The organism is Micromonospora antibiotica, from assembly GCF_017599305.1.
Classification (GTDB): Bacteria; Actinomycetota; Actinomycetes; order Mycobacteriales; family Micromonosporaceae; genus Micromonospora; species Micromonospora antibiotica.
On sequence record NZ_JAGFWR010000019.1, the window covers coordinates 57,042 to 78,393 of the forward strand.

A 21,352-nucleotide genomic window follows, 5' to 3' on the forward strand; every position below is an offset into this window, starting at 1 on the left:
CGGCGGGGGTCAGGGGCCGCCGGAGGCGTTCAGGGCGGCCAACCGGGTGTGCAGGGGCGCGAACAGCGCCGGCGGGGCCGCGAGGACGAGGTCGGGGCCGGCGGGCCGGCCGTTCAGCCCGGTCACCCGCAGCCCGGCCTCTGCGGCGACCAGTCCCCCGGCGGCCAGGTCCCAGGCGGCCAGCCCCTTCTCGAAGTAGGCGTCCACCCGCCCCTCGGCGGCCAGGCAGAGATCCAGTGCCGCCGCCCCCATCCGCCGGATGTCCCGGACCTCCCCGATCAGTGCGGCGACCACCCCGGCCTGGTGCCGGCGGCGACCGGCGTCGTAGCCGAATCCGGTGGCGACCAGCGCCTGCCCCAGGTCGGTTTCGGTGGAGCAACGCAGCCGGGTGCCGTCCCGCCAGGCGCCGCCCCCCGCGGTGGCGGTCCACTCCTCGCCGGTCGACACGTTGCGGACCACCCCGGCGACGACCTCGCCGTCCACCTCGGCGGCGAGCGACACCGCGCAGTACGGCAACCCGTAGAGGTAGTTCACCGTGCCGTCGATCGGGTCGACGATCCAGCGCACCCCACCCGCCCCGACCGCACCGGCCTGCCCGCCGCCGTACTCCTCGCCGAGCACCGCGTCGTCCGGCCGGGCCGCTCGCAGGGCGTCGCGGACCTGCTGCTCCACCGCCCGGTCGGCGGCGGTGACCACGTCGGTGACGGTGCTCTTGGTGGCCGCGACCGAGACCCCCTCGACCCGCATCCGGGCGGCGGTCGTGGCGGCGTCCCGGGCCACCGGGATCGCGATCTCGAGCAGATCCTGCGGTGTCGGTGTCGAACCGGTCATCGAAACTGCCCCTCTCGCGCCGCCCTGCGGCACCGGACGTACCAACCGGGCCCCCACGGCCGGGGACCCACCGGCCGCCGCGTCTGCCGTCCGGTGCGACACGCGCGCCCCACCGCGCATCGTCGATCTCCTCCGGACAGCATAGGCAGCCCGCGTCACGCCCGGACCCCGCCGGTGTGGCAGCAGGTCCGGGCCCCGATCGACGGGCCGTCCGACCCGGGCCGAGCGGGTGGCCACAAAGTCGACATCCGGGCCGAACCGGCGGTACAGACGGCCGGTTGCCGTGCGCCGCAGGATGATCGCGGCAACCGGGGTTACAATTCACCCTGCCCACGCGCCACGGACCGCAGCCGCACAGCCGGCCCGGGACACGGGGGTCACTCAACGACATCGCACGGCACGGCACGCCACGCTGCGCCGGACGACCCCGGCCGTGCTCGCTCTTCGCCTCCGGAAGGTCATTCGTGACAGAACCCCGCCAGCCCGGCGCCGACGTTCGCTCGCTCACCGACACCCTGATCGCCCACGCCCAGAGCGCCGGTGGTCAGCTGACGTCGGCCCAGCTCGCGCGCACCGTCGAGTCCGCCGAGGTGACCCCGGCCCAGGCCAAGAAGATCCTGCGGGCGCTCTCCGAGGCGGGCGTGACCGTGGTGGTCGACGGCTCCGCCAGCACCCGCCCCCGTCGGGTGGCCGCCGCCCGGTCGGCCACCCCGGCCTCGCGCGCCACCACCGCCAAGACCACCAAGAAGGCCGTCGCGCCGGCTCCGAAGCAGGCGCCCGCCGCCGACGAGGCCACCGCGCCCACCCCGCGCAAGGTGGCCCCCCGCAAGGCGGCCACCACGGCGGGGGTGGCCGCCAAGGCCGCCGCGCCGGCCGCCAAGGCGACCAAGTCCACCCGGGCCACCAAGGCCACGGTGGCCGCCGCCGGTGCCGGTGCCGGCAAGGTCGCCACCAAGGGCGAGGGCCCCGAGGGCGAGATCGATCCCGAGCAGTTGGCCGCCGAGATCGAGGACGTGGTGGTCGAGGAGCCGGCCGAGCTGACCCGGGCCGCCGAGACCGATGCCGCCGCCTCCGCCACCGACAACGACTTCGAGTGGGACGACGAGGAGTCCGAGGCGCTCAAGCAGGCGCGGCGGGACGCGGAACTCACCGCCTCCGCCGACTCCGTCCGGGCGTACCTCAAGCAGATCGGCAAGGTTCCGCTGCTCAATGCCGAGCAGGAGGTCGAGCTGGCCAAGCGGATCGAGGCCGGACTCTACGCCGCCGAGCGGCTGCGCGCCGCCGACGACGGCGAGGAGAAGCTCACCCGCGACATGCAGCGCGACCTGCTGTGGATCTCCCGGGACGGCGAGCGCGCCAAGAACCACCTGCTGGAGGCGAACCTCCGGCTGGTCGTCTCGTTGGCCAAGCGCTACACCGGGCGGGGGATGGCCTTCCTCGACCTGATCCAGGAGGGCAACCTCGGCCTGATCCGCGCGGTCGAGAAGTTCGACTACACCAAGGGCTACAAGTTCTCCACGTACGCCACCTGGTGGATCCGGCAGGCGATCACCCGGGCGATGGCCGACCAGGCCCGCACCATCCGCATCCCGGTGCACATGGTCGAGGTGATCAACAAGCTCGGCCGGATCCAACGCGAGCTGCTCCAGGACCTGGGTCGCGAGCCCACCCCGGAGGAGCTGGCCAAGGAGATGGACATCACACCCGAGAAGGTGCTGGAGATCCAGCAGTACGCTCGGGAGCCGATCTCGCTCGACCAGACCATCGGTGACGAGGGCGACAGCCAGCTCGGTGACTTCATCGAGGACTCGGAGGCCGTGGTCGCCGTCGACGCCGTCTCGTTCTCGCTGTTGCAGGACCAGCTCCAGCAGGTCCTGCAGACGCTCTCCGAGCGCGAGGCGGGGGTGGTACGGCTGCGCTTCGGCCTGACCGACGGCCAGCCGCGTACCCTCGACGAGATCGGCCAGGTCTACGGGGTGACCCGGGAACGGATCCGGCAGATCGAGTCCAAGACGATGTCCAAGCTCCGGCACCCGTCGCGCTCCCAGGTGCTCCGGGACTACCTGGACTGAGCCGTTCACGTCAACCCGTCGTGTCGGATTGATCACCAGGCGTAGAACATGCGAAGGTGACCGGTCCAACACGCGTTTGTGATCGTTGACGTGGCACCCTGGTAGCACGGCACACTGTCCTTCCCGTCAGGTGTGACCTCGGTCCCCCGCGGGCACACTGGGAAGGCGGGGCCCGGTAAGGGTGTTGCACGATGAGTGAGCAACGACCGAAGAGAGTGTTCATCGGTGACGACCAGAGGAGGAAGGCGATGACCCCGACCCTCACGCCGCCGCCCGAAACGGTGGCTCCCCCAGCCGCCGATGAACGGTGCGACCGCTGCAATGCTGCCGGCAAGCTCCGTATCACTCTGGCGGGTGGGAGCGAGTTGGTGTTCTGTGGGCACCACGCGAACAAGTACGCCGAGGATCTCGTGAAGATCACGGTGAAGTTCGCGACGGACCCGGAGTTCAGCTGGCGAGGCGCCGATCTGATGGCGAACTGACCCGGTAACCCCTACGACGACATAGCTGGGCGGGAGCACCCTCAGGGTGCTCCCGCCCAGCTTTTCGCTACCCACCCCACCCCCACCCCGCTACCCACCCACCCCACTACCCACCCCGCCCCCTCCCGCCACCAGGCCCGCTCCCCCGTAACCCGGCCGCCGCCCCGGTGATCAAGAGGTTTCGGTCACCGAAGCGCCCGTTCCTGACCCAAACCTCTTGATCACCGGGGAGACCACGGGACGGAGGGAGCGGGACGGGACCCGCGGGGCCCCCGGGGAAACCACGGGACGGAGGGAGCGGGACCACCGGGAAGACCCGGGGACGGGGGGAGCGGGGCAGCGGGGGTGAGTTAGAGGGTTTGGAGGGTGGCTATGCGTTCTTCGAGTTGTTCGATGGTGGCCTGGGCGCTGGGGGGGCCGCCGCAGAGTCGGCGGAGTTCCGCGTGGATCTTGCCGTGGGGCAGGCCGGTGCGGTGGTGCCGGGCGGCCACCAGGGCGTTCAGTTGACGCCGTAACGCCACGCGGCGCTGGGCGGCACTCAGGGGTACCACGGGGGCGGCGGGGGGCGCAGCGGCCGGCTCAGCGGCCCGGGTGGCTGCCCGGCGGCGCTGCGCGGCGAGCTGGTCGGCCTGGCGTTTGGTCAGCAGCTGCGACACCTGGTCGGCGGTGAGCAGGCCGGGCAGCCCCAGGTATTCCTCCTCCTCGGGGGTGCCGGCCTGGGCGGCGGTACCGAAGGACGCCCCGTCGAAGATCACCTGGTCCAGTTCGGCGGTCGCGGACAGCGCGGTGAACCGCTTCTCCAGCTCGCCGCTGGCCTGGTCGTCGCGCTGGGCGCGCTCCAGCAGCTCGTCGTCGAAGCCCTCCCGGTCCTTGGGCTTGCCGAGCACGTGGTCCCGCTCGACCTCCATCTCGCTGGCCAGGCCCAGCAGGTGCGGCACGCTCGGCACGAACACCGAGGCTGTCTCGCCGGAGCGACGGGCCCGGACGAACCGGCCGATGGCCTGGGCGAAGTAGAGCGGGGTGCTGGCGCTGGTGGCGTACACCCCGACGGCCAGCCGGGGGATGTCGACGCCCTCGGAGACCATCCGGACCGCCACCAGCCACCGTTGGGTGGACGCCGCGAACGACGCGATCCGCGCGGACGCCCCCTGGTCGTCGGAGAGGACCACGGTGGCCTTCTCCCCGGTCACCTGCTCGATCAGCTTGGCGTACGAACGGGCGGTCTGCTGGTCGCTGGCGATGATCAGGCCACCGGCGTCGGCCATCCCGGCGTTACGCAGCACGGTCAGCCGGGCGTCGGCCGCCCGCAGCACCTGCGGCATCCAGTCCCCGGCCGGGTCGAGGGCGGTCCGCCAGGCCTGGGCGATCAGGTCCTGGGTCATCGGCTCACCGAGCCGCGCCGCCAACTCGTCGCCGGCGTTGGTGCGCCACCGGGTCTCCCCCGAGTACGCCAGGAACAGCACCGGGCGTACGACGCCGTCGCGCAGCGCGTCGGCGTAGCCGTAGACCGAGTCGGCGCGGGACCGCAGCAGCCCGTCACCGCCGCGCTCGTAGCTGACGAACGGGATCGGGTTGTCGTCGGAGCGGAACGGCGTACCGGTGAGCATCAGCCGGCGTACGGCGGGTTCGAAGGCGTTCTTGACCCCGTCGCCCCAGGAGCGGGAGTCCCCGGCGTGGTGGATCTCGTCGAGGATGACCAGGGTGCGGCGGGTCATGGTGCGCCGCCGGTGCACCTGCGGGGCCATCCCGACCTGGGCGTAGGTGACGACCGCGCCGTGGAAGTCGGCGGCGGAGTGCAGGTCGGCGTTGCGGAACGCGGAGTCGAGCTGGATGCCGACCCGGGCGGCGGCCTGCGCCCACTGGGTCTTGAGGTGCTCGGTCGGGGCGACCACGGTGACCGCCTCGACGGTGCCGTCGACCAGCAGCTCGGCGGCGATCCGCAGGGCGAAGGTGGTCTTGCCGGCGCCGGGGGTGGCGACCGCGGTGAAGTCGTCGGTACGACGGCGCAGGTATTCCACCATCGCCTTGCGCTGCCAGGCACGCAGGGGTGGGAACGTCTCCAACGCCGGCAACCGGGGTGCCACCCGAGGCTCCTCTCCGACCGCACGAGGCGGATCCGGGCCGAGGGCCACGGTTCCGCCGCCCATGAAAACGCCTCCGCGCAGGGCCTGCCGCGAAGGCCGGCCCAGCATAACCAGCCGGGCCCGGCAACCCCAGCCGACACCACGCCCGCCGCCCCGACCAGCGCCGTCGCGAGAAGTGGGGCACGGGGCGGGGTGGGCGAGGTGGATCAGAAGCCGGGGTGGCCGGGCCCGGTCTGCGGGGGGCGCATGGTGGCAACCGGGGCCGACCACCGCCGGCGCAGCGCCACCAGGCGCAGGACGAAGACCAGCAGTGCCGCCGCGGTCAGCCCGCCCACCCCGGCGTACCCGAGCGCCGCCAGCAGCACCACCATGATCGATCCGGCGAGCGCGGCGACGGCGTAGATCTCCCGACGCAGCACCACCGGGATCTCGGCGGTGAGCAGGTCCCGGCCCAGCCCTCCGCCGATCGCGGTGAGCATGCCGATCACCACCGCGCCGACCGCCGGGACCCGGGCGTCGAGCGCCTTGAGTGTGCCGGTGACGGTGAACAGGCCCAGACCGGCGGCGTCGAGCACCAGCACGCTGGTGCGCAGCCGGGCGAACTGCGGGTGCAGCCAGAACACGGCGGTGGCGCTGACCGCGGCGGTGGCGGCGTAGCGCCAGTCGGCGAAGGCCAGCGGCGGGACCTCGTCGATGACCAGGTCACGGAAGATCCCACCGCCCAGCGCGGCGACGAACCCGACGAAGACGACGCCGAACAGGTCGAGCCGCTTGGCCACCGCCGCGGAGGCGCCGGAGGCGGCGAAGACGGCCACCCCGGTCAGGTCGGCCAGGAGCAGCGCGGTGGAGGTGGTCACACCGCCGAAGGGTACGGGTGCGGCCCGCCGGACCGTCCTGGATCACTCACGGTACGAGTCGTAGATCTCCTTGCACTTGGGGCAGACCGGCGAGCCGGGCTTGGCGGCCTTGGTCACCGGGAACGTCTCGCCGCAGAGCGCCACCACGTAGGTGCCCATCACGGCACTCTCGGCGATCTTCTCCTTGCGTACGTAATGGAACATCTCGGGACCGGTGTCGGCGTCCTTCAACTCGGGACGCTCAAGAACCTCTGTACTCACAGTCACACCTCCAACTGCACAAGTTTGGCAGGTCGACCGGGTCCGGTCCACCGCAGCCCACCCCGTCGGCGGCCAGTTACGGTAGCTGACGTGACCACTTTTCACCTCCGACCCGGAACCGAGGTCGCCGAAGCCCTGCGTGACGGCAGTCCCGTCGTCGCCCTGGAGAGCACCATCGTCTCGCACGGTCTGCCCCGACCGGACAACCTGCGGGTCGCCCGGGAGATCGAGCAGACCGTCCGCGCCGCCGGTGCCGTGCCCGCCACCATCGGTATGGTCGGCGGCGAACTCGTCGTCGGCCTCGACGACGCCCAACTGACCCGCCTCGCCACCGTCGACGGTGTGGCCAAGCTCTCCGTCCGCGACCTCGCCGTGGCCGCGGCCACCGGCGCGGACGGCGCCACCACCGTGGCCGCCACCAGCGCGGTGGCCGCCGCCGCGGGGATCGGGGTCTTCGCCACCGGCGGCCTGGGCGGGGTGCACCGGGAGGCCGCGCAGACCTTCGACGAGTCGGCCGACCTGGTCACCCTGGCCCGTACCCCGATCGCGGTGGTCTGCGCCGGGGTCAAGTCGATCCTCGACGTCGGGGCCACCCTGGAGCGGTTGGAGACCCTCGGCGTCGGGGTGGTCGGCTACCGCACCCGGCGTTTCCCCGGCTTCTACCTGACCGACTCCGGGTTCGACCTGGACTGGTCGGTGGACTCCCCCGAGCAGGTCGCCGCAGTGCTCGCCGCCCGCGAGCAGCACGGGGTGCACGGTGGCGGCCTGATCGTGGCCAACCCGCTCCCGGTCGACGAGCAGCTCGACCCGGCGCTGCACGACCGCACCCTCACCGAGGGGCTGGCCCGGCTCGGCCGCGACGGCGTCACCGGCAAGGCGGTCACCCCGTTCCTGCTGGCCCACTTCCACTCGGCCACCGAGGGCGCCAGCCTGGCGGTCAACGTCCGGATCATCCTGCGCAACGCCGACCTGGCGGCGCGGATCGCGGTCGCGGCGGCCGGACACCCCGCCGCATGACCGCTCCCGGTCGGATCGTGGTGGTCGGCGACCTGATCACCGACGTGGTCGCCGTGCTGGCCGGAGCCCTGGCCACCGGTTCGGACACCCCGGCGACCATCAAGGTCACCGGGGGTGGTCAGGCGGCCAACACCGCCGCCTGGATCGCCGCCCAGCACGCACCGGTGACGCTGGTCGGCGCGGTCGGCGACGACGGCGCCGGTCGGGACCGGGTGGCCGAGCTGGAACGGGCCGGGGTGGACTGCGCGGTCGAGGTGCATCCGCAGGCCACCACCGGGACGGTGATCGTGCTGGCCACCGCCGACGAGCGGACCATGGTCACCGAGCGGGGGGCGAACCTGCGGTTGAGCCCCGAGCACGTCGACCGGGCCCTGGCGGCGGTGCCCGACGCGACCCACCTGCACCTGTCCGCGTACTGCCTGCTGGATGCCGGGTCGCGACCGGCCGGGCTGCGCGCGTTGGCCGCCGCCCGCGAGCGTGGGCTGACCACCAGCGTCGACGCCGCCTCCGCCGCGCCGCTGCGGCGGATCGGCGCGGCGGCTTTCCTGTCCTGGGTACGCGACGTCGACCTGCTGTTGGTCAACGCGGACGAGGCGGGGGTGCTGGCCGGCGGGCTGGACCCGGCGGCCCAGGCGCGCGCGTTGTCGGCGGCGGCCCGTCGGGTGGTGGTCAAACGCGGCGGCGCGGGGGCGATCTGGGTGGACCGGCGGGCCACCGTCGGGGTGACCCCGTCGCTGCGGGTCGCCGTGGTGGACGTCACCGGGGCCGGGGACGCCTTCGCGGCCGGCCTGCTCACCGCGTGGATCACCGGTGCGACCCCGAGGGCCGCGTTGACCCGGGCCGCCGACCTGGGTGCCCTGGCGGTCTCGATGGTGGGTGCCCGACCGGAGGCGACCGGCGGGTGACACGCGGCCGGCGGCGACCGGCGGGTGACAGGGCCGGCTACGCCCGCACCGGCCGGGCCTGTCAGGGTTCGGCGTCGATGATCCGGTGCGGGCGTTCCTCGGCGGTGAGGCTCATCGGCGGGGTCTCGTCGCGGTGGCGGGGCTGGAACCTGGTGGCGAGGCGGTGTTGCTCCTTGGGCGGCCGGTCGTTGGCGAGCAGCACCGCCAGCCAGGGGATGAGGATCATGCCCAGCGCCACCAGGGGCAGCCAGAGCCAGAGCAGCGGGGCCTTGGTACCGACCAGGACCGCTCCGGCGATCACGCAGGCCACCCGGATGCCCATCATCAGCACGTACCGCTTCTGTCGGCTGGTGAGTTGGTCGTCCTGGCTGCGCGAGGCGTCGGTGATCAGAATCGGCTGGTACGCCTGACGCTTCACCATGGACCTCCTGAGGGGATTGCCCCCATCCTGTCACCGCACCACCTTGATCAGCGAAAATCGGCGCATACCGGGATCGTGTTACGCGCGTGGTACGCTCCGGCGGTGGGCAGCCGGTTCAGCTTCACCGAGGAGGCGTTGGCCAACCTGCGGGTCTACGACGTCACCCCCGGGGAAGTCTGGGAGGCGCTGCACAGCACCCGCCGGGTGATCCGGCATCTCGGTGAGGACCTGACGGTCGTCTACGCGGCGGGCGCTCGTGGCCGACGGCTGGCCATCCTGCTCGCCGAGGCCGACGGCACCGACCACGACTGGGACGTCCTCTCCGCCCGCGACCTGAGCGACGTCGAGGCCAAGCGCTACGACGAGGCCGTGCGGAGAACGCGCCGATGAGGAGGCGACGGCGATGAACCGTAACGAGGCCATCAAGCGATTCCACGGCGACGACGCGTTCGCCGACCTGATCGACGACAGCCCGCCGGTCGAGCTGCCCACCCCCGACACGGACGTGCCGATGGTCAGCCGCTCGGTACGCCTGCCGACGGACACCTACGAGCGGGTCCGGGCGGCGGCCGAGGCCCGGGGTATCGGGGTCACCACGCTGATGCGGCAGTGGATCGAGGCCGGCCTGGCCGACCTGGACGACTCGGCCACCGTCTCGCTGGCCGACGTACGCCGGGCGCTCGCCTCGCTGTCCCGCCCCACCGCCGCCTGACCTGCGTCGGACGCCCCCGCCCCACCGCCGGTCGATCACGCGCCGACTGACGCAGCTGGTTCACAGGGCCGGCCGGGGCCGCTCCGGGGCGTGCCCGAGCGCCCGGCGGTAGTCGGCGACGGTGATCGCCGCCAGCACGGCGGCCGCCGCGGCCAGTGCCAGCACGGTGGCCGTCCGGGTCACGACGGGCACCAGCGCGGCCAGGGCGAGCACCCCGACGACCCGGGACCGGGAGACCCGCCCGAAAATCTCGTACTCGAAGCGGGCGCGGGCGACCAGGAAGATCGCCGGGCCGCCCATCATGAAGACCGCCCAGGACGGTTCGGTGCGCTGGTACGGGTGCACGATCGCCAGCTCGTAGCCGACGGCCGTGGCCAGCACCCCGGCGACGATCACCAGGTGGGTCCAGCTCACCGACTCCCCCAGCCGGCCGGGCCGGTCGGCCACCCGGATCGCCTCGGTGAGCAGGTGACCCGCCCGGTGGAAATAGATCCGCCAGAGCAGCACGGTGGTGACGAAGGACAGCAGGAAGGCCCCCGAGCTGGCCCCGGAGAAGCTGTACCCGCTGAAGGACAACCCGATGATGAGGATGTTCTCGCCGAGGGCGATCAGGAAGAACTGCTGGTAACGCTCGGCCAGGTGTTCCCCCAGCACCCCCCAGGTGGAGGTGCGGGTCGCGCCGAGCCGGGGCACCGGCCAGCCGAACATCAACCCCGCGTAGTCGACGAGGACGGCCAACGACCAGCAGGCCAGCCGCCACGACCCGGTGAACACCGCGCCGAGCACCCAGGGCACCGCGCTCATCACCGCCCAGGCCACCACCCGCATGGTGACCAGGCGTCGTGGGTGCCCCCGCAACGCCAGCGTGAGGAAGAGCGGTCGCCCCACCTGCACCGCCACGAACGCGAGGGCGAAGGCCAGCCCCCGGCTGTCGAAGGCCCGTGGGGTGGCGACCGCCATCACCATGCTGCCCAGCATCGAGTAGACCACCACGAACTGGATCTCCGGGCGCTCCGGCTCGTACCGGCTGGTGACCCAGGCGGTGAACGTCCAGACCGCCCAGAAGGCCAGAAAGATCACCAGGGTCTGGGTGATCTCGGCCAGCAGATCCTGACGGACGACGCTCAGGTCGTCGATGATCCGCTGGGAGACCCGGGTCAACGCGAAGACGAACACCAGGTCGAAGAAGAGCTCCAGGAAGGTGGTCCGGGGTGAGCTCAGCCCGCCGCGCAGCAGCGCCGCCCCCCGCTCGTCCGCCATCGTCCACCCGTCGCCGCTGTCGCGGATCTCAACGAGCCGACCCGGCTCCGGTTGCGTCAGCCCTTGTCCGCCTTCGCCGCCGCCTTCATCTGCTGCTTGTACTCGCGGACCCGACGCAGCGACTCCGCATCGGTGACGTCGGCGACCGACCGGTAGGTGTCCGGGTCGCCGTAGCCGCCGGCGGCCTCCCGCCAGCCGTCGGGGCGCACGTCGTACCGCTTGCCGAGCAGGGCGACGAAGATCTGCGCCTTCTGGGTGCCGAAGCCGGGCAGGTCGGCGATGCGGCGCAGCAGTTCCCGTCCGTCGTCGACGTCCGCCCAGAGCCGGCCGGCGTCGCCGGCGTACCGGTCGACCAGGATCCGGCACAGCTGCTGTACCCGGCCGGCCATCGCCTTCGGGAACCGGTGCAGCGCAGGCGGCCGGGCGAAGACCTCGACCAGTTCCTGCGGGTCGTAGCCGGCCAACTCCCGGGCGTCCGGGTCGTGCCCCAGCCGTTGGGCGAGCACGTACGGCGAGGAGAACGCCTTTTCCATCGGCACCTGTTGGTCGAGCAGCATCCCGGTCAGCAGGGCCAGTGGGCTGCGCTCCAGCAGCCGGTTGGCCTCGCCGTCGATGGGCAGCGAGAGCGTCATGCCCCCATCCTGCCCGCCCCGGCCGCCCGCCCGGCCGACATCCGGTGCGGTCCGCCCCGCCGGGAGGCGTCCGGACGCGGCGCGGCCCGGTGGACACGGGTGTCCACCGGGCCGTCGGTGCCGTGGGGCGTCAGTTCACGACGAAGAGCAGCCGGTTCGGCGAGCCCGAGCCGGGGCTGGTCACCACGTTCGGGGTGGCGCTGCCGGTCAGCGAGCTGGCGACCTGCGCCGGGGTGTACGAGGGGTTCGCCGACAGGACCAGGGCGGCGGCACCGGCGACGTGCGGGGACGCCATCGAGGTGCCACTGATCGAGTTGGTGGCGGTGTCGTTGGTGTTCCAGGACGAGGTGATGTTCGAGCCCGGCGCGAACAGGTCGACGCAGGTGCCGAAGTTGGAGTAGGAGGCCCGCGCGTCGGTGTTGGTGGTGGCGCCGACGGTGATCGCCGAGGCGACCCGTGCCGGGGAGGAGGTGCAGGCGTCGGCGCTGGAGTTGCCGGCCGCCAGCGCGTACGTGATGCCCGAGCTGATCGAGCTGGCCACCGCGTTGTCGATGGCGGTGCTGGCCCCGCCGCCGAGGCTCATGTTGGCCACCGCCGGCTTGACCGCGTTGGCGGTCACCCAGTTGATGCCGTTGACCACGGCGGTGGTGCTGCCGCGACCCCGGCAGTTGAGCACCTTCACCGCGACCAACTGCACACCCTTGGCCACGCCGTACTTGGTGCCGCCGACGGTGCCCGCGACGTGGGTGCCGTGGCCGTTGCAGTCGGTGTTGTTGGAGTCGACCGCGTTGGTGCCCCAGGTGGCCCGGCCGCCGAAGTCGGTGTGGGTGGTCCGGATTCCGGTGTCGATGATGTACGCCCGCACGTTGGTGGCCGTGTTCGGGTAGGTGTAGCTGGAGTTCAGCGGCAGGTTGCGCTGGTCGATGCGGTCCAGACCCCAGGACGGCGGGTTGGTCTGGGTCGCCTGGACGGTCACCACCCGGTCCTGCTCGACGTAGGCCACCGACGGGTCGGCGGCGAGCCGGCGGGCCTGGCTGGCGCTCATCTTCGCGCTGAACCCGGTGAGGGCGGCGCTGTAGACGTCGGCGACGTTCCCGCCGTACCGCTTGGTGAGGCTGGCGGCGCGGTCCGGCACGGCGGTCCGGGCGGCCCGGCTGTTGGCGGTGCCGACGGCGTCGCCCTTCAACACGACCAGGTAGCTGCCGCTGATCGCGTCCGGGGAGGAGGCGTAGCGGATCTGTCCGGTGGGGGCGGCGAGGGCGGGGGCGCCAGCGGCGACGGAGAGGGCCGCGGCGGTGGCCGCGACGGCGACCGCGCGGAGCGCGTGACGCCGGGGGACGGACACGTCGGACATCGTCTGAACTCCCTACCGGGTACGACCGGGCAGGCAGGGGCCGCCCGAACGTCCCATCGACGGATGTTGGAGGGAATGCTAACGAGACATCGACGTACGTAACAGAGATAACGGCCGGGGGATTGAGGTGGCGTTATGGAAGTCAGCGGGTGCCCGCCACCGGTGCCCCCACGCCAGGCAGGATGACGGGGTGGACCGTGACGACATGCTGCTCTCCCCCGCCGGCGTCGAGGCGCTACGCGCCGCGCTCACCAGCGCCGACTTCACCGCCAACGGCATCGCCGGCCGACTCGGCCCGCAGGCCACCGGCGGGGTGGCCCGCAACGACTTCCGGGCCGCGCTGCGCGCCACCGAGGACCGCGACCCGCTGGGCACCCTGATCCGGGTGTTCATCTGCGACCAGACCGAACCGGAACCGGCGGTCGCCGCCGCGCTCGCCCCGCTCGACCTCGCCGACGCCGTCGCCGCCGGCCTCGTCGAGCCGTACGGTGACGGGCTGCGCGCCGGGGTCGACCTGGAACCCTACGGCGACGCCTGGTGGGTGCTCGCCGACGTACCGGCCAGCGCCCGCCCGGGTCGACCGCTGCACAGCGAACACGTGCTCGGCATCGGCGGGGCCACCCAGACCCTGATCGGTGCGACCGTCCGCCACCCGGTGGACACCGCACTGGACCTGGGCACCGGGTCCGGGGTGCAGGCCCTGCACCTGGCCACCCACGCCCGGCGGGTCACCGCCACCGACGTGTCGCAACGGGCGCTGCGCTTCGCCGCCACCACCGCCGCCCTCAACGGGCAGGACTGGGAACTGCTGCGCGGCGACCTGGTCGCCCCGGTGGCCGGCCGGCGGTTCGACCTGGTGGTCAGCAACCCGCCGTTCGTGGTCGGGCCGGGCACCACCACCCACGTCTACCGGGACTCCGGCCGGGTCGGCGACGCGATCGGCGCTGAACTGGCCGCCGCCGCCCCCGGCCTGCTCACCGAGGGCGGCACCATGCAGTACCTCGCCAACTGGGTGCACGTCGCCGGGGAGGACTGGGCGGAACGGGTGACCGGCTGGTTCGCCGGCACCGGCCTGGACGCCTGGGTGATCCAGCGCGAGGTGGCCGACCCGATGGCGTACGTCCACCTGTGGCTGACCGACGTCGGCGAGGCGACCGACCCGCACCGGGCGGCAGCCTGGCTGGACTGGTTCGACGCGCACAAGGTCGAGTCGATCGGATTCGGCATCGTCTCGTTGCGCCGCAACGGTCACGAAGACCCGGTCGTCCGGGTGGAGGACCTGCGGCAGCGGGTCGAGCCACCCCTGGGCGACCAGGTCGCCGGCTGGTTCGACCGGCAGGACCTCCTGCGTGCCCACGGCGCCGACGGCCTGCTCGACCTTCGCTACCGGGCGGCCCCGGGGCTGCAACTGCGCCAGGAGGCGACGATCGGCGACGAGGGCTGGGCGGTGGACCGGCAGGTCCTGACGATGCCGCACGGGCTGCGCTGGAGCGAGGAGATCGACCCGCTGGTGCTGGCCCTGGTCGGCGGCTGCGACGGACGGCTGCCGCTGCGCGACCAGCTCGCCCTGCTCGCCGCCGCGCACGACGTCACCCCCGACGAGCTGGCCGAGGCGGCCGGCCCGATCGTGGCGCGGCTGATCGAGCGGGGCCTCGTCGAACCGGTGACCCACTGATGCGCCCGGTCGAACGGGGCACCCCGATGCGGGCGGTCGAGCGAGGCATCGTCGAAGCGGGCGGTCGAGCGAGGCATCGTCGAACCGGTGACCAACTGATGCGGGCGGTCGAGCGAGGCACCCCGCTGCGGGCGGTCGAGCGGGGCATCGTCAAAGCGGTGACCGGCTGATGCGGGCGGTGGTGCAGACGGTCGAACGGGCCAGCGTCACCGTCGACGGCGAGGTGGTCGGCGCGATCACCGACGGCCTGCTGGTGCTGCTTGGCATCACCCACACCGACACCCCCGAGTTGGCCCGGACGATGGCCCGCAAGGTGCACGAGCTGCGCATCCTCGACGGCGAACGCAGCGCCGCCGACACCGGTGCCCCGATCCTGCTGGTCAGCCAGTTCACCCTCTACGGCGACACCCGCAAGGGCCGCCGCCCGAGCTGGCTCGCCGCCGCCCCCGCCGAGGTGGCCGAACCGCTGGTCACCGCCGTGGTCGAGGCGCTCCGCGCCCGGGGCGCGACGGTCGAGACGGGCCGCTTCCGCACCCACATGCTCGTCGAGAGCACCAACACCGGCCCCCGCACCCTCCTCCTAGACCTCTGACCCTGCCCCCTCCTCCCATCCCCCCTCTCCCCTCCCCTCCACCCCCACCCCAGCCCCCAGCCCTCATCTCCAGCCCCGGTGATCAAGAAGTTTGCGTCAAGTTCGATCTTCAAAGTGACGCAAACTTCTTGATCACCGGGGCTGGGCGAGCGGGGCGGGGCGAGTTGGGTGGGGGTGAGCGGGGTGGGGTGGGGTGGGGTGGGGTGGGTTAGGAGAAGAGGCCTCGGCGTTGGAGGGACTGGCGGAGCCAGCCGTCGAGTTGGGCGGCCCAGTCGGTGCGGTCGGCGGTGGCATGGTCGACGGTGAACCGGCCGAAGGCGTCCCGACCCTCGGTGAACAGGCCACCCCGCTTGTCCATCTCCAGCACCACCTGCACCTGGTGCGGGTCGGTGACGAAGGTGACCTCCAGCTGGTTGATCGCCCCGGCGTACTGCGGGGCGGGGTAGAACTCGATCTCCTGGTAGAACGGCAGGCTCTGCCGTACGCCATAGATGTGGCCGCGCTCGACGTCGGCGCGGGCGAACCGGAAGCCCAGCCGCAGCAGCGCCTCCAGCAGCCGCTCCTGAGCCGGCAGTGGGTGCACCGACACCGCGTCCAGGTCACCCTTGTCGACTGCGCGGGCCACCTCCAGCTCGGTACGCAGCCCCATCGTCATCCCGTGCAGCCGGTGGCCGTACAGGTCGGTCAGCGGGGTCTCCCACGGCACGGCGAACCGGAACGGGATGTCGTAGCGCTGCCCCGCCTCCAGCCGGAACGGGCCGGTGACCTGCTGACGGGCGAACTCCTGGGTGGTCTCGTACTCGGAGTCGGCACTCTCCACCTCGACCCGGGTGACCAGGCCGAGCGCCACGTACTCGATGTCGGCGGCGTGGTCGCCGCCGGCCACGTGGACCCGCCCCTCCAGCACCCCGCCGGGACGGCAGTTCGGATTGGCGAGCACGGTCTCCACCGACGGACCGCCCACCCCCATCGACTGCATGAGCCGTTTGAAGACCACCACGTCCTCCATTGCCTGTCGCATCGCCGACCCCGATGGCCGACGCTGGCACGGTAGCCGGACCTGGCAAGACCGCCGACGACCCACCCCGCATCCGACCAGATTGCTGTCGGGTCCCCGATCGCCTCACCCCCGTTTCACGTCCCGGTTGGAAAGCTGTCCATCACCGGAGCCGATGGCGCCGGTAGGCGACACCGAAAGCAGACACGGGGAGACACAGAGATGGCCCTGCAGATGATCGATAACAAGACGCGCCCGGCCACCACCATCGACGCCGAGCACGGCACCGAAGCCCTCACCGACCTCGACGCCACCGACGAGCGCGGGGTCTCCACCGACCTGGTCCGGGCCTACCTCAACGGCATCGGCCGGACCAAGCTGCTCACCGCGGCCCAGGAGGTGGAGCTGGCCAGACGGATCGAGGCCGGGCTGTTCGCCGAGGAGAAGCTGTCCACCTGCACCCCTGTCTCCGCTGACCTGCGCGCCGACCTCGCCCTGATCGCCCGGGAGGGCCGCGCCGCCAAGGACCACCTGCTGGAGGCCAACCTGCGGCTGGTGGTCAGCATCGCCAAGCGCTACACCGGGCGGGGGATGGCCTTCCTCGACCTGATCCAGGAGGGCAACCTCGGCCTGATCCGCGCGGTCGAGAAGTTCGACTACGCCAAGGGCTACAAGTTCTCCACGTACGCCACCTGGTGGATCCGGCAGGCGATCACCCGGGCGATGGCCGACCAGGCCCGCACCATCCGCATCCCGGTGCACATGGTCGAGCAGGTCAACCGGATGGTCCGGGTCCGCCGGGAGCTGTCGGTCACGCTGGGTCGCGAGCCCATCGTCTCCGAGGTGGCGCGGGCGATGGAGATCCCCGAGTTCCAGGTCATCGAGCTGATCTCGTACGACCGGGAGCCGGTCAGCCTCGACCAGGCCGTCGGCGAGGACGGCGAGAGCGCCCTCGGTGACTTCGTCGCCTCGGTGGACCAGCGCACCGAGCCGGGTGACGCGGCCGCCAACGGCGAACTGCGCAACGAGGTACGCATCGTGCTGTCCACCCTCTCCCAGCGGGAGCAGGCGGTGATCCGGCTCCGGTTCGGCCTGGACGACGGCCGGCAGCGCACCCTCGACGAGGTCGGCAAGGAGTTCGGCCTGTCCCGGGAGCGGATCCGGCAGATCGAGAAGGTCACCCTGCTCAAGTTGCGCGACCCGGAGCGGGCGCAGCGGCTGGAGGCGTACGCCTGCTGAGTGGGACGGTTCGGCGCAGGCCCCCGGCGGTTCGCCGGGGGCCTGCCCGCTGTCCGGGGTCCCGTCACCGCCGGAGCCGCCGGCGGGCACGGTCAGCGCCCCCGGCGGGCACGGTCAGCGCCGCCGGCAGCAGGGCACGGTCACCGCCGGAGCCGGCGGCGGGCACGGTCAGAGCCGGCGCGGGCCGGTGTCGGGGCGGGCCCCGGCCGTGCCGACCCCCACCGCCGCGTGCAGCACCGACACGCCGTCCGGGCGGGCCAGCACCGGGTTGAGGGTGAGCGACCGCACCCGGGGCTGCTCGTCGGCGAGCCGGCCCACCCGCAGCAGCAGGTCGGCCAGGGCCGCCCGGTCCACCGCGTCGGCACCCCGGTGCCCGTGCAGCAGCGGCGACGCCCGGGGCTCGTCGACGAGTTCGGCGGCGTCCCGGTCGGTCAACGGCACCGCCCGCCAGGCCCGGTCCCCGAGCAGTTCGGTGGCGACCCCACCGAGCCCGAAGCCGACGACCGGCCCGAACGCCGGGTCCTCGCGCAGCTCCACCACGCAGGCCACCCCCGGCGGCACCATCGGTTGGACCAGGACGTCCGCGCCGAAGGCCGCCGCCAGGTCCGCGTACGCCCGGCGTAGCGCGACCGGGTCGGCCAGGTCGAGGCGGACGGCGCCCAGGTCGAGGCGGTGCCGCAGGCCGGGCGCGGCGGCTTTCAACGCCACCGGCCAGCCCAGCCGCCCGGCGGCGGCGAGCGCCTCGTCGACGGTGCCGGCCGGGGCCGAGCCGACCACCTCGATGCCGTACGCGGCGAGCAGCGCCGCCGCGTCGGCGGCGTCACCGCGCAGCGCGGCCTGCCCGGCGGCCCGGTCCACCCCGGTCGGTTCCGGTGGCGTGCCCGGGTCCCGGCGCAGCCAGTCGGCGTACCGGCTGACCCGGCCCAGCGCCCGCACCGCCTCCTCCACGCTCGGGTACGCGGGCAGCCCGACCGGCACCCGGCCGGCGAGGAACGTCACCACGGTCGGCTTGCCGCCGGTCACCGCCGCCGCCACGGCGGCGGTGAAGTCCGCCTCCTCGACGGTGAGCTGCCCCGGCAGGGGTGGGGCGAAGACCGCCACCAGCGCGTCCACGCCGTCGTCGGCGGCGGCACCGGCCAGCGCGGCGGTGAACGCGGCGGCACCGGCGTGCGGGCCGACGTCGTGGGGGTAGCCGGCGGCGACCGTGAGGCCCTGCCCCGCGCAGGCGGTGGCCGCCAAGCCGGTCAGCGCCGACGAGTTGCCGACCACGCCGACCCGGCCACCGGCGGGCAGCGGCTGGTTGGCCAGCAGCGTCCCGACGTCGAGCAGTTCGGCGACGGTGTCCACCCGGATCACCCCGGACTGCGCGAAGAGGGCACCCACGGCGGCCTCGTCGAGCGTGGGTGCGACGCCGGACCCGACCGGGCGGGCCAGCGAAGCCAACGCCACCACCGGCTTGTCCCGGCCGATCCGGCGCACCAACCGGGCGAACTTGCGCGGATTGCCGAAGGTCTCCAGGTACAGCAGGATCACGTCGGTGCCCGGGTCGTCCTGCCAGAACTGGAGCAGGTCGTTGCCGGACACGTCGGCCCGGTTGCCGGCCGACACGAAACTCGACAGGCCCAGCCCCCGGCGCTGCGCCTCGGCCAGCAGCGCCACCCCGAACACGCCGGACTGGCTGAAGAAACCCACCCGTCCGGGGGCGGGCAGCACCGGGGCCAGGGTGGCGTTGAGGCGTACCCGCCCGTCGGTGTTGGCCACGCCCAGGCAGTTCGGGCCGACGACCCGCATGCCGGCGGCGTGCGCCGCCCGGACCAGGGCCCGTTGGGCCGCCGCGCCGGCCGGTCCGGCCTCGGCGAAACCGGCGGAGATGACCACCAGGCCGTGCGCGCCGGCGGCGGCGGCGTCGGCCACCACCCCCGCCGCCGCGTCCGGGGGCACCGCGACGACCGCCAGGTCGACGTCCACTCCGGCGTCGGCTGCCGACGGGTACGCGGGCAGCCCCGCCACCGTGCGCGCGCTCGGATGCACCGGCACGATCGCCCCCGGGTAGCCGCCGTCGCGCAGGTGCCCGAGGACGGCCGCGCCGACACCCTGCCCGGTGGCGCTGGCCCCGTAGACGGCCACCCCGCGCGGGGTGAGCAGCCGGGCGATGGACCGCGCCTCGGTGCGGTGCTCCCGGCCGCGCTGCACGGCCAGGGTCGCCTCGGTCGGGGCGATCGGGAACGTCAGGTGCACCACCCCGTCGGCGAACTGCCGTTGCACCTGGTAGCCGAAGTCGGCGAAGACCCGCAGCATCGCCCCGTTGGTGGGGAGCACCTCGGCGACGAAGTGCCCGATGCCGGCCCGGCCGGCCGCGTCGGCCAGGTGCTCCAGCAGCACCGAACCGATCCCCCGGCCCTGGTGGGCGTCCTCCACTACGAACGCCACCTCGGCTTCGGGGGCCGCCGGACCCAGCCGCTCGTACCGGCCGACGGCGACGATCCGGTCGCCGACCAGCACCACGAACGCCTCCCGGTCCCGGTGGTCGACGGTGACGAAGCGGCGCAGGTCCCGTTCCGGGATACGCGGGTACGGCGAGAAGTAGCGCAGGTAGCGGGTGCGTTCCGAGAACCGCCCGTGCATGGCGACGATCTCCGGGGCGTCCTGCGGCCGGATCGGTCGCAGGCCGACGGTGCTGCCGTCGCTGAGCAGCACGTCCACCGGTTGGTCGACAGTGGTCACCACGTCCGGTCCCTCCCCAGGTCCCCGGCTCAGTCGCGCGGGTCGTACGGGTCCAGCCCGAGCAGCGGGAACACCGCCTTGCGGGTGGCCGCCACCGCCCGGTCCACCGAGTTCGGCTCACCGGTCGGCTGCCACGGCTGGTGTGACGGGTCGACGTCGTCGGTCATCCGCAGCGGGACGTCCCGGCCGGGCAGCCGGTGGGCGGCCAGCGCACGCCAGTCGGGCGGGGTGAGGGTGGCCGGGTCGAGCGGGTCGCCGGTGGCCACCGCCAGCAGGTGCGTCCAGGCCCGGGGCACCACCTCCACCAGGGCGTACCCGCCGCCGCCGGTGGCCACCCAGCGGCCGTCGCACAACTCGTCGGCGAGCGCCCGCAACGTCAGGTAGGTGGCCCGTTGCCCGTCCACCGACAGGTGCAGGTCGGCCAGGGGGTCGAGCCGGTGCCCGTCGGCACCGCACTGGGTGAGCAGGATCTGCGGTCGGAACGCCCGCAGCACCGACGGCACGATCGCGTGGAAGGCGCGTTGCCAGCCGGCGTCGTCGGTGCCCGGTGGCAGCGGCACGTTGACCGCGCTGCCCTGCGCCCCCGGGCCACCGGTCTCGTCGGGGAACCCGGTGCCGGGGAAGAGCGCGAGCGGGGTCTCGTGCAGGCTCACCGTGAGCACCCGGGGGTCGTGGTAGAAGACCTCCTGCACACCGTCGCCGTGGTGCACGTCCACGTCGACGTAGGCGACCCGCTCGGCGCCCAGGTCGAGCAGGCGGGCGATGGCCACCGCCGGGTCGTTGTAGACGCAGAACCCGGCGGCCCGGTCGGGCATGGCGTGGTGCAGCCCACCGGCCACGTTGACCGCGCGGCGAGCCTCGCCCCGCCAGACCGCCTCGGCGGCGGCCACCGTCGCCCCGGCGATCAGCGCGCTGGACTCGTGCATCCCGTCGAAGACCGGATTGTCCGAGGTGCCCAGTCCGTAGCCGGCGAAGAGCGGATCGCGGGGGGCGGTCCGGACCGCCGCCAGGTAGTCGGGCAGGTGCACCCGGGTCAGCGTCGCGTCGTCGGCCGGCTCGGGCCGGATCAGCCGTACGCCCGGCCGGTCCAGGACGCCCAGCTCCCGGGCCAGCGCGACGGTCAGCTCGACCCGGACCGGGTCGAGCGGGTGCTCCCCCATGTCGTAGTCGAGCAGGGACTCGTCCCACACCACCAGTGTGTCGTCCGACATGGGGTCATCGTCGCACGCGGGTCACC

General features: G+C 73.2%; 20 protein-coding genes. 9 read left to right on the forward strand and 11 right to left on the reverse strand.

What is annotated here, in order from left to right; all coding sequences use genetic code 11:
- Nucleotides 1-9: 9 nt before the first annotated feature.
- Entirely contained in the window at nt 10-831 is an 822-nt protein-coding gene (locus JQN83_RS24675) for an inositol monophosphatase family protein (protein ID WP_208569538.1), read from the reverse strand.
- Between the two features lie 464 nt (nt 832-1,295).
- On the opposite strand from JQN83_RS24675, the gene JQN83_RS24680 reads away from it, so the two are divergent.
- Both JQN83_RS24680 and JQN83_RS24685 read left to right on the forward strand, forming a co-directional pair.
- Nucleotides 1,296-2,903, forward strand: coding sequence for an RNA polymerase sigma factor (locus JQN83_RS24680; RefSeq protein ID WP_208569539.1), 1,608 nt, complete (start codon nt 1,296-1,298; stop codon nt 2,901-2,903).
- A gap of 248 nt (nt 2,904-3,151) precedes the next feature.
- Nucleotides 3,152-3,385, forward strand: coding sequence for a DUF7455 domain-containing protein (locus JQN83_RS24685; RefSeq protein ID WP_088646450.1), 234 nt, complete (start codon nt 3,152-3,154; stop codon nt 3,383-3,385).
- A 350-nt stretch (nt 3,386-3,735) separates the two neighbouring features.
- On the opposite strand, the gene JQN83_RS24690 is transcribed toward JQN83_RS24685, so the two are convergent.
- The 3 genes from JQN83_RS24690 to JQN83_RS24700 form a co-directional block, all read right to left on the reverse strand.
- The gene (locus tag JQN83_RS24690; protein WP_208569540.1) at nt 3,736-5,469 is read right to left on the reverse strand and encodes a DEAD/DEAH box helicase; all 1,734 of its coding nucleotides are present in this window, start codon (nt 5,467-5,469) and stop codon (nt 3,736-3,738) included.
- 206 nt (nt 5,470-5,675) lie between these two features.
- The gene (locus tag JQN83_RS24695) at nt 5,676-6,326 is read right to left on the reverse strand and encodes a trimeric intracellular cation channel family protein (RefSeq protein ID WP_208569541.1); all 651 of its coding nucleotides are present in this window, start codon (nt 6,324-6,326) and stop codon (nt 5,676-5,678) included.
- Between the two features lie 42 nt (nt 6,327-6,368).
- The gene (locus JQN83_RS24700) at nt 6,369-6,593 is read right to left on the reverse strand and encodes a DUF3039 domain-containing protein (RefSeq protein ID WP_176739083.1); all 225 of its coding nucleotides are present in this window, start codon (nt 6,591-6,593) and stop codon (nt 6,369-6,371) included.
- A gap of 84 nt (nt 6,594-6,677) precedes the next feature.
- Between JQN83_RS24700 and JQN83_RS24705 the strand changes: the two genes are divergently transcribed.
- Nucleotides 6,678-7,604 (forward strand): pseudouridine-5'-phosphate glycosidase, encoded by a 927-nt coding sequence (locus tag JQN83_RS24705; RefSeq protein WP_208569542.1) that lies wholly within the window; start codon nt 6,678-6,680, stop codon nt 7,602-7,604.
- Nucleotides 7,601-8,509 (forward strand): carbohydrate kinase family protein, encoded by a 909-nt coding sequence (locus tag JQN83_RS24710; protein WP_208569543.1) that lies wholly within the window; start codon nt 7,601-7,603, stop codon nt 8,507-8,509. The genes JQN83_RS24705 and JQN83_RS24710 overlap by 4 nt, the downstream gene beginning before the upstream one ends.
- 61 nt (nt 8,510-8,570) lie before the next feature.
- Here JQN83_RS24710 and JQN83_RS24715 read toward each other — a convergent pair whose 3' ends face one another.
- Entirely contained in the window at nt 8,571-8,930 is a 360-nt protein-coding gene (locus tag JQN83_RS24715) for a DUF3099 domain-containing protein (protein ID WP_204923972.1), read from the reverse strand.
- Between the two features lie 102 nt (nt 8,931-9,032).
- On the opposite strand from JQN83_RS24715, the gene JQN83_RS24720 reads away from it, so the two are divergent.
- Together JQN83_RS24720 and JQN83_RS24725 are read left to right on the forward strand one after the other, a co-directional pair.
- A complete protein-coding gene (locus tag JQN83_RS24720) occupies nt 9,033-9,320 on the forward strand; it encodes a hypothetical protein (protein WP_307799665.1) in 288 nt (95 codons plus the stop codon).
- A gap of 13 nt (nt 9,321-9,333) precedes the next feature.
- On the forward strand, nt 9,334-9,642 hold the full coding sequence (locus JQN83_RS24725; RefSeq protein WP_208569545.1) for a YlcI/YnfO family protein: 309 nt from the start codon (nt 9,334-9,336) through the stop codon (nt 9,640-9,642).
- Nucleotides 9,643-9,702: 60 nt separating this feature from the next.
- Here the strand turns inward: JQN83_RS24725 and JQN83_RS24730 are convergent, their stop codons facing one another.
- From JQN83_RS24730 to JQN83_RS24740, 3 genes are all read right to left on the reverse strand, one after another.
- Nucleotides 9,703-10,902, reverse strand: a complete 1,200-nt coding sequence (locus JQN83_RS24730) for a low temperature requirement protein A (RefSeq protein WP_208569546.1) — start codon at nt 10,900-10,902, stop codon at nt 9,703-9,705.
- Nucleotides 10,903-10,958: 56 nt separating this feature from the next.
- Nucleotides 10,959-11,534, reverse strand: a complete 576-nt coding sequence (locus JQN83_RS24735) for an HhH-GPD-type base excision DNA repair protein (protein WP_208569547.1) — start codon at nt 11,532-11,534, stop codon at nt 10,959-10,961.
- Nucleotides 11,535-11,664: 130 nt separating this feature from the next.
- On the reverse strand, nt 11,665-12,888 hold the full coding sequence (locus JQN83_RS24740; protein WP_208569548.1) for a S8 family peptidase: 1,224 nt from the start codon (nt 12,886-12,888) through the stop codon (nt 11,665-11,667).
- A 190-nt stretch (nt 12,889-13,078) separates the two neighbouring features.
- On the opposite strand from JQN83_RS24740, the gene JQN83_RS24745 reads away from it, so the two are divergent.
- Both JQN83_RS24745 and dtd read left to right on the forward strand, forming a co-directional pair.
- Nucleotides 13,079-14,563: a DUF7782 domain-containing protein gene (locus tag JQN83_RS24745; RefSeq protein WP_208569549.1), complete on the forward strand. Its 1,485-nt coding sequence runs from the start codon at nt 13,079-13,081 to the stop codon at nt 14,561-14,563.
- A gap of 169 nt (nt 14,564-14,732) precedes the next feature.
- Nucleotides 14,733-15,155, forward strand: a complete 423-nt coding sequence (dtd, locus tag JQN83_RS24750) for a D-aminoacyl-tRNA deacylase (RefSeq protein ID WP_208569550.1) — start codon at nt 14,733-14,735, stop codon at nt 15,153-15,155.
- Nucleotides 15,156-15,363: 208 nt separating this feature from the next.
- On the opposite strand, the gene JQN83_RS24755 is transcribed toward dtd, so the two are convergent.
- Entirely contained in the window at nt 15,364-16,152 is a 789-nt protein-coding gene (locus tag JQN83_RS24755) for a sporulation protein (protein WP_208569586.1), read from the reverse strand.
- A 222-nt stretch (nt 16,153-16,374) separates the two neighbouring features.
- Between JQN83_RS24755 and sigB the strand changes: the two genes are divergently transcribed.
- A complete protein-coding gene (sigB, locus tag JQN83_RS24760; RefSeq protein WP_372444120.1) occupies nt 16,375-17,391 on the forward strand; it encodes an RNA polymerase sigma factor SigB in 1,017 nt (338 codons plus the stop codon).
- Between the two features lie 168 nt (nt 17,392-17,559).
- Here the strand turns inward: sigB and JQN83_RS24765 are convergent, their stop codons facing one another.
- Complete coding sequence (locus tag JQN83_RS24765) at nt 17,560-20,148, reverse strand: bifunctional acetate--CoA ligase family protein/GNAT family N-acetyltransferase (protein WP_244253148.1); 2,589 nt, start codon at nt 20,146-20,148, stop codon at nt 17,560-17,562.
- The gene (locus JQN83_RS24770) at nt 20,145-21,326 is read right to left on the reverse strand and encodes an acetoin utilization protein AcuC (protein WP_208569552.1); all 1,182 of its coding nucleotides are present in this window, start codon (nt 21,324-21,326) and stop codon (nt 20,145-20,147) included. The genes JQN83_RS24765 and JQN83_RS24770 overlap by 4 nt, the downstream gene beginning before the upstream one ends.
- Nucleotides 21,327-21,352: the final 26 nt, after the last annotated feature.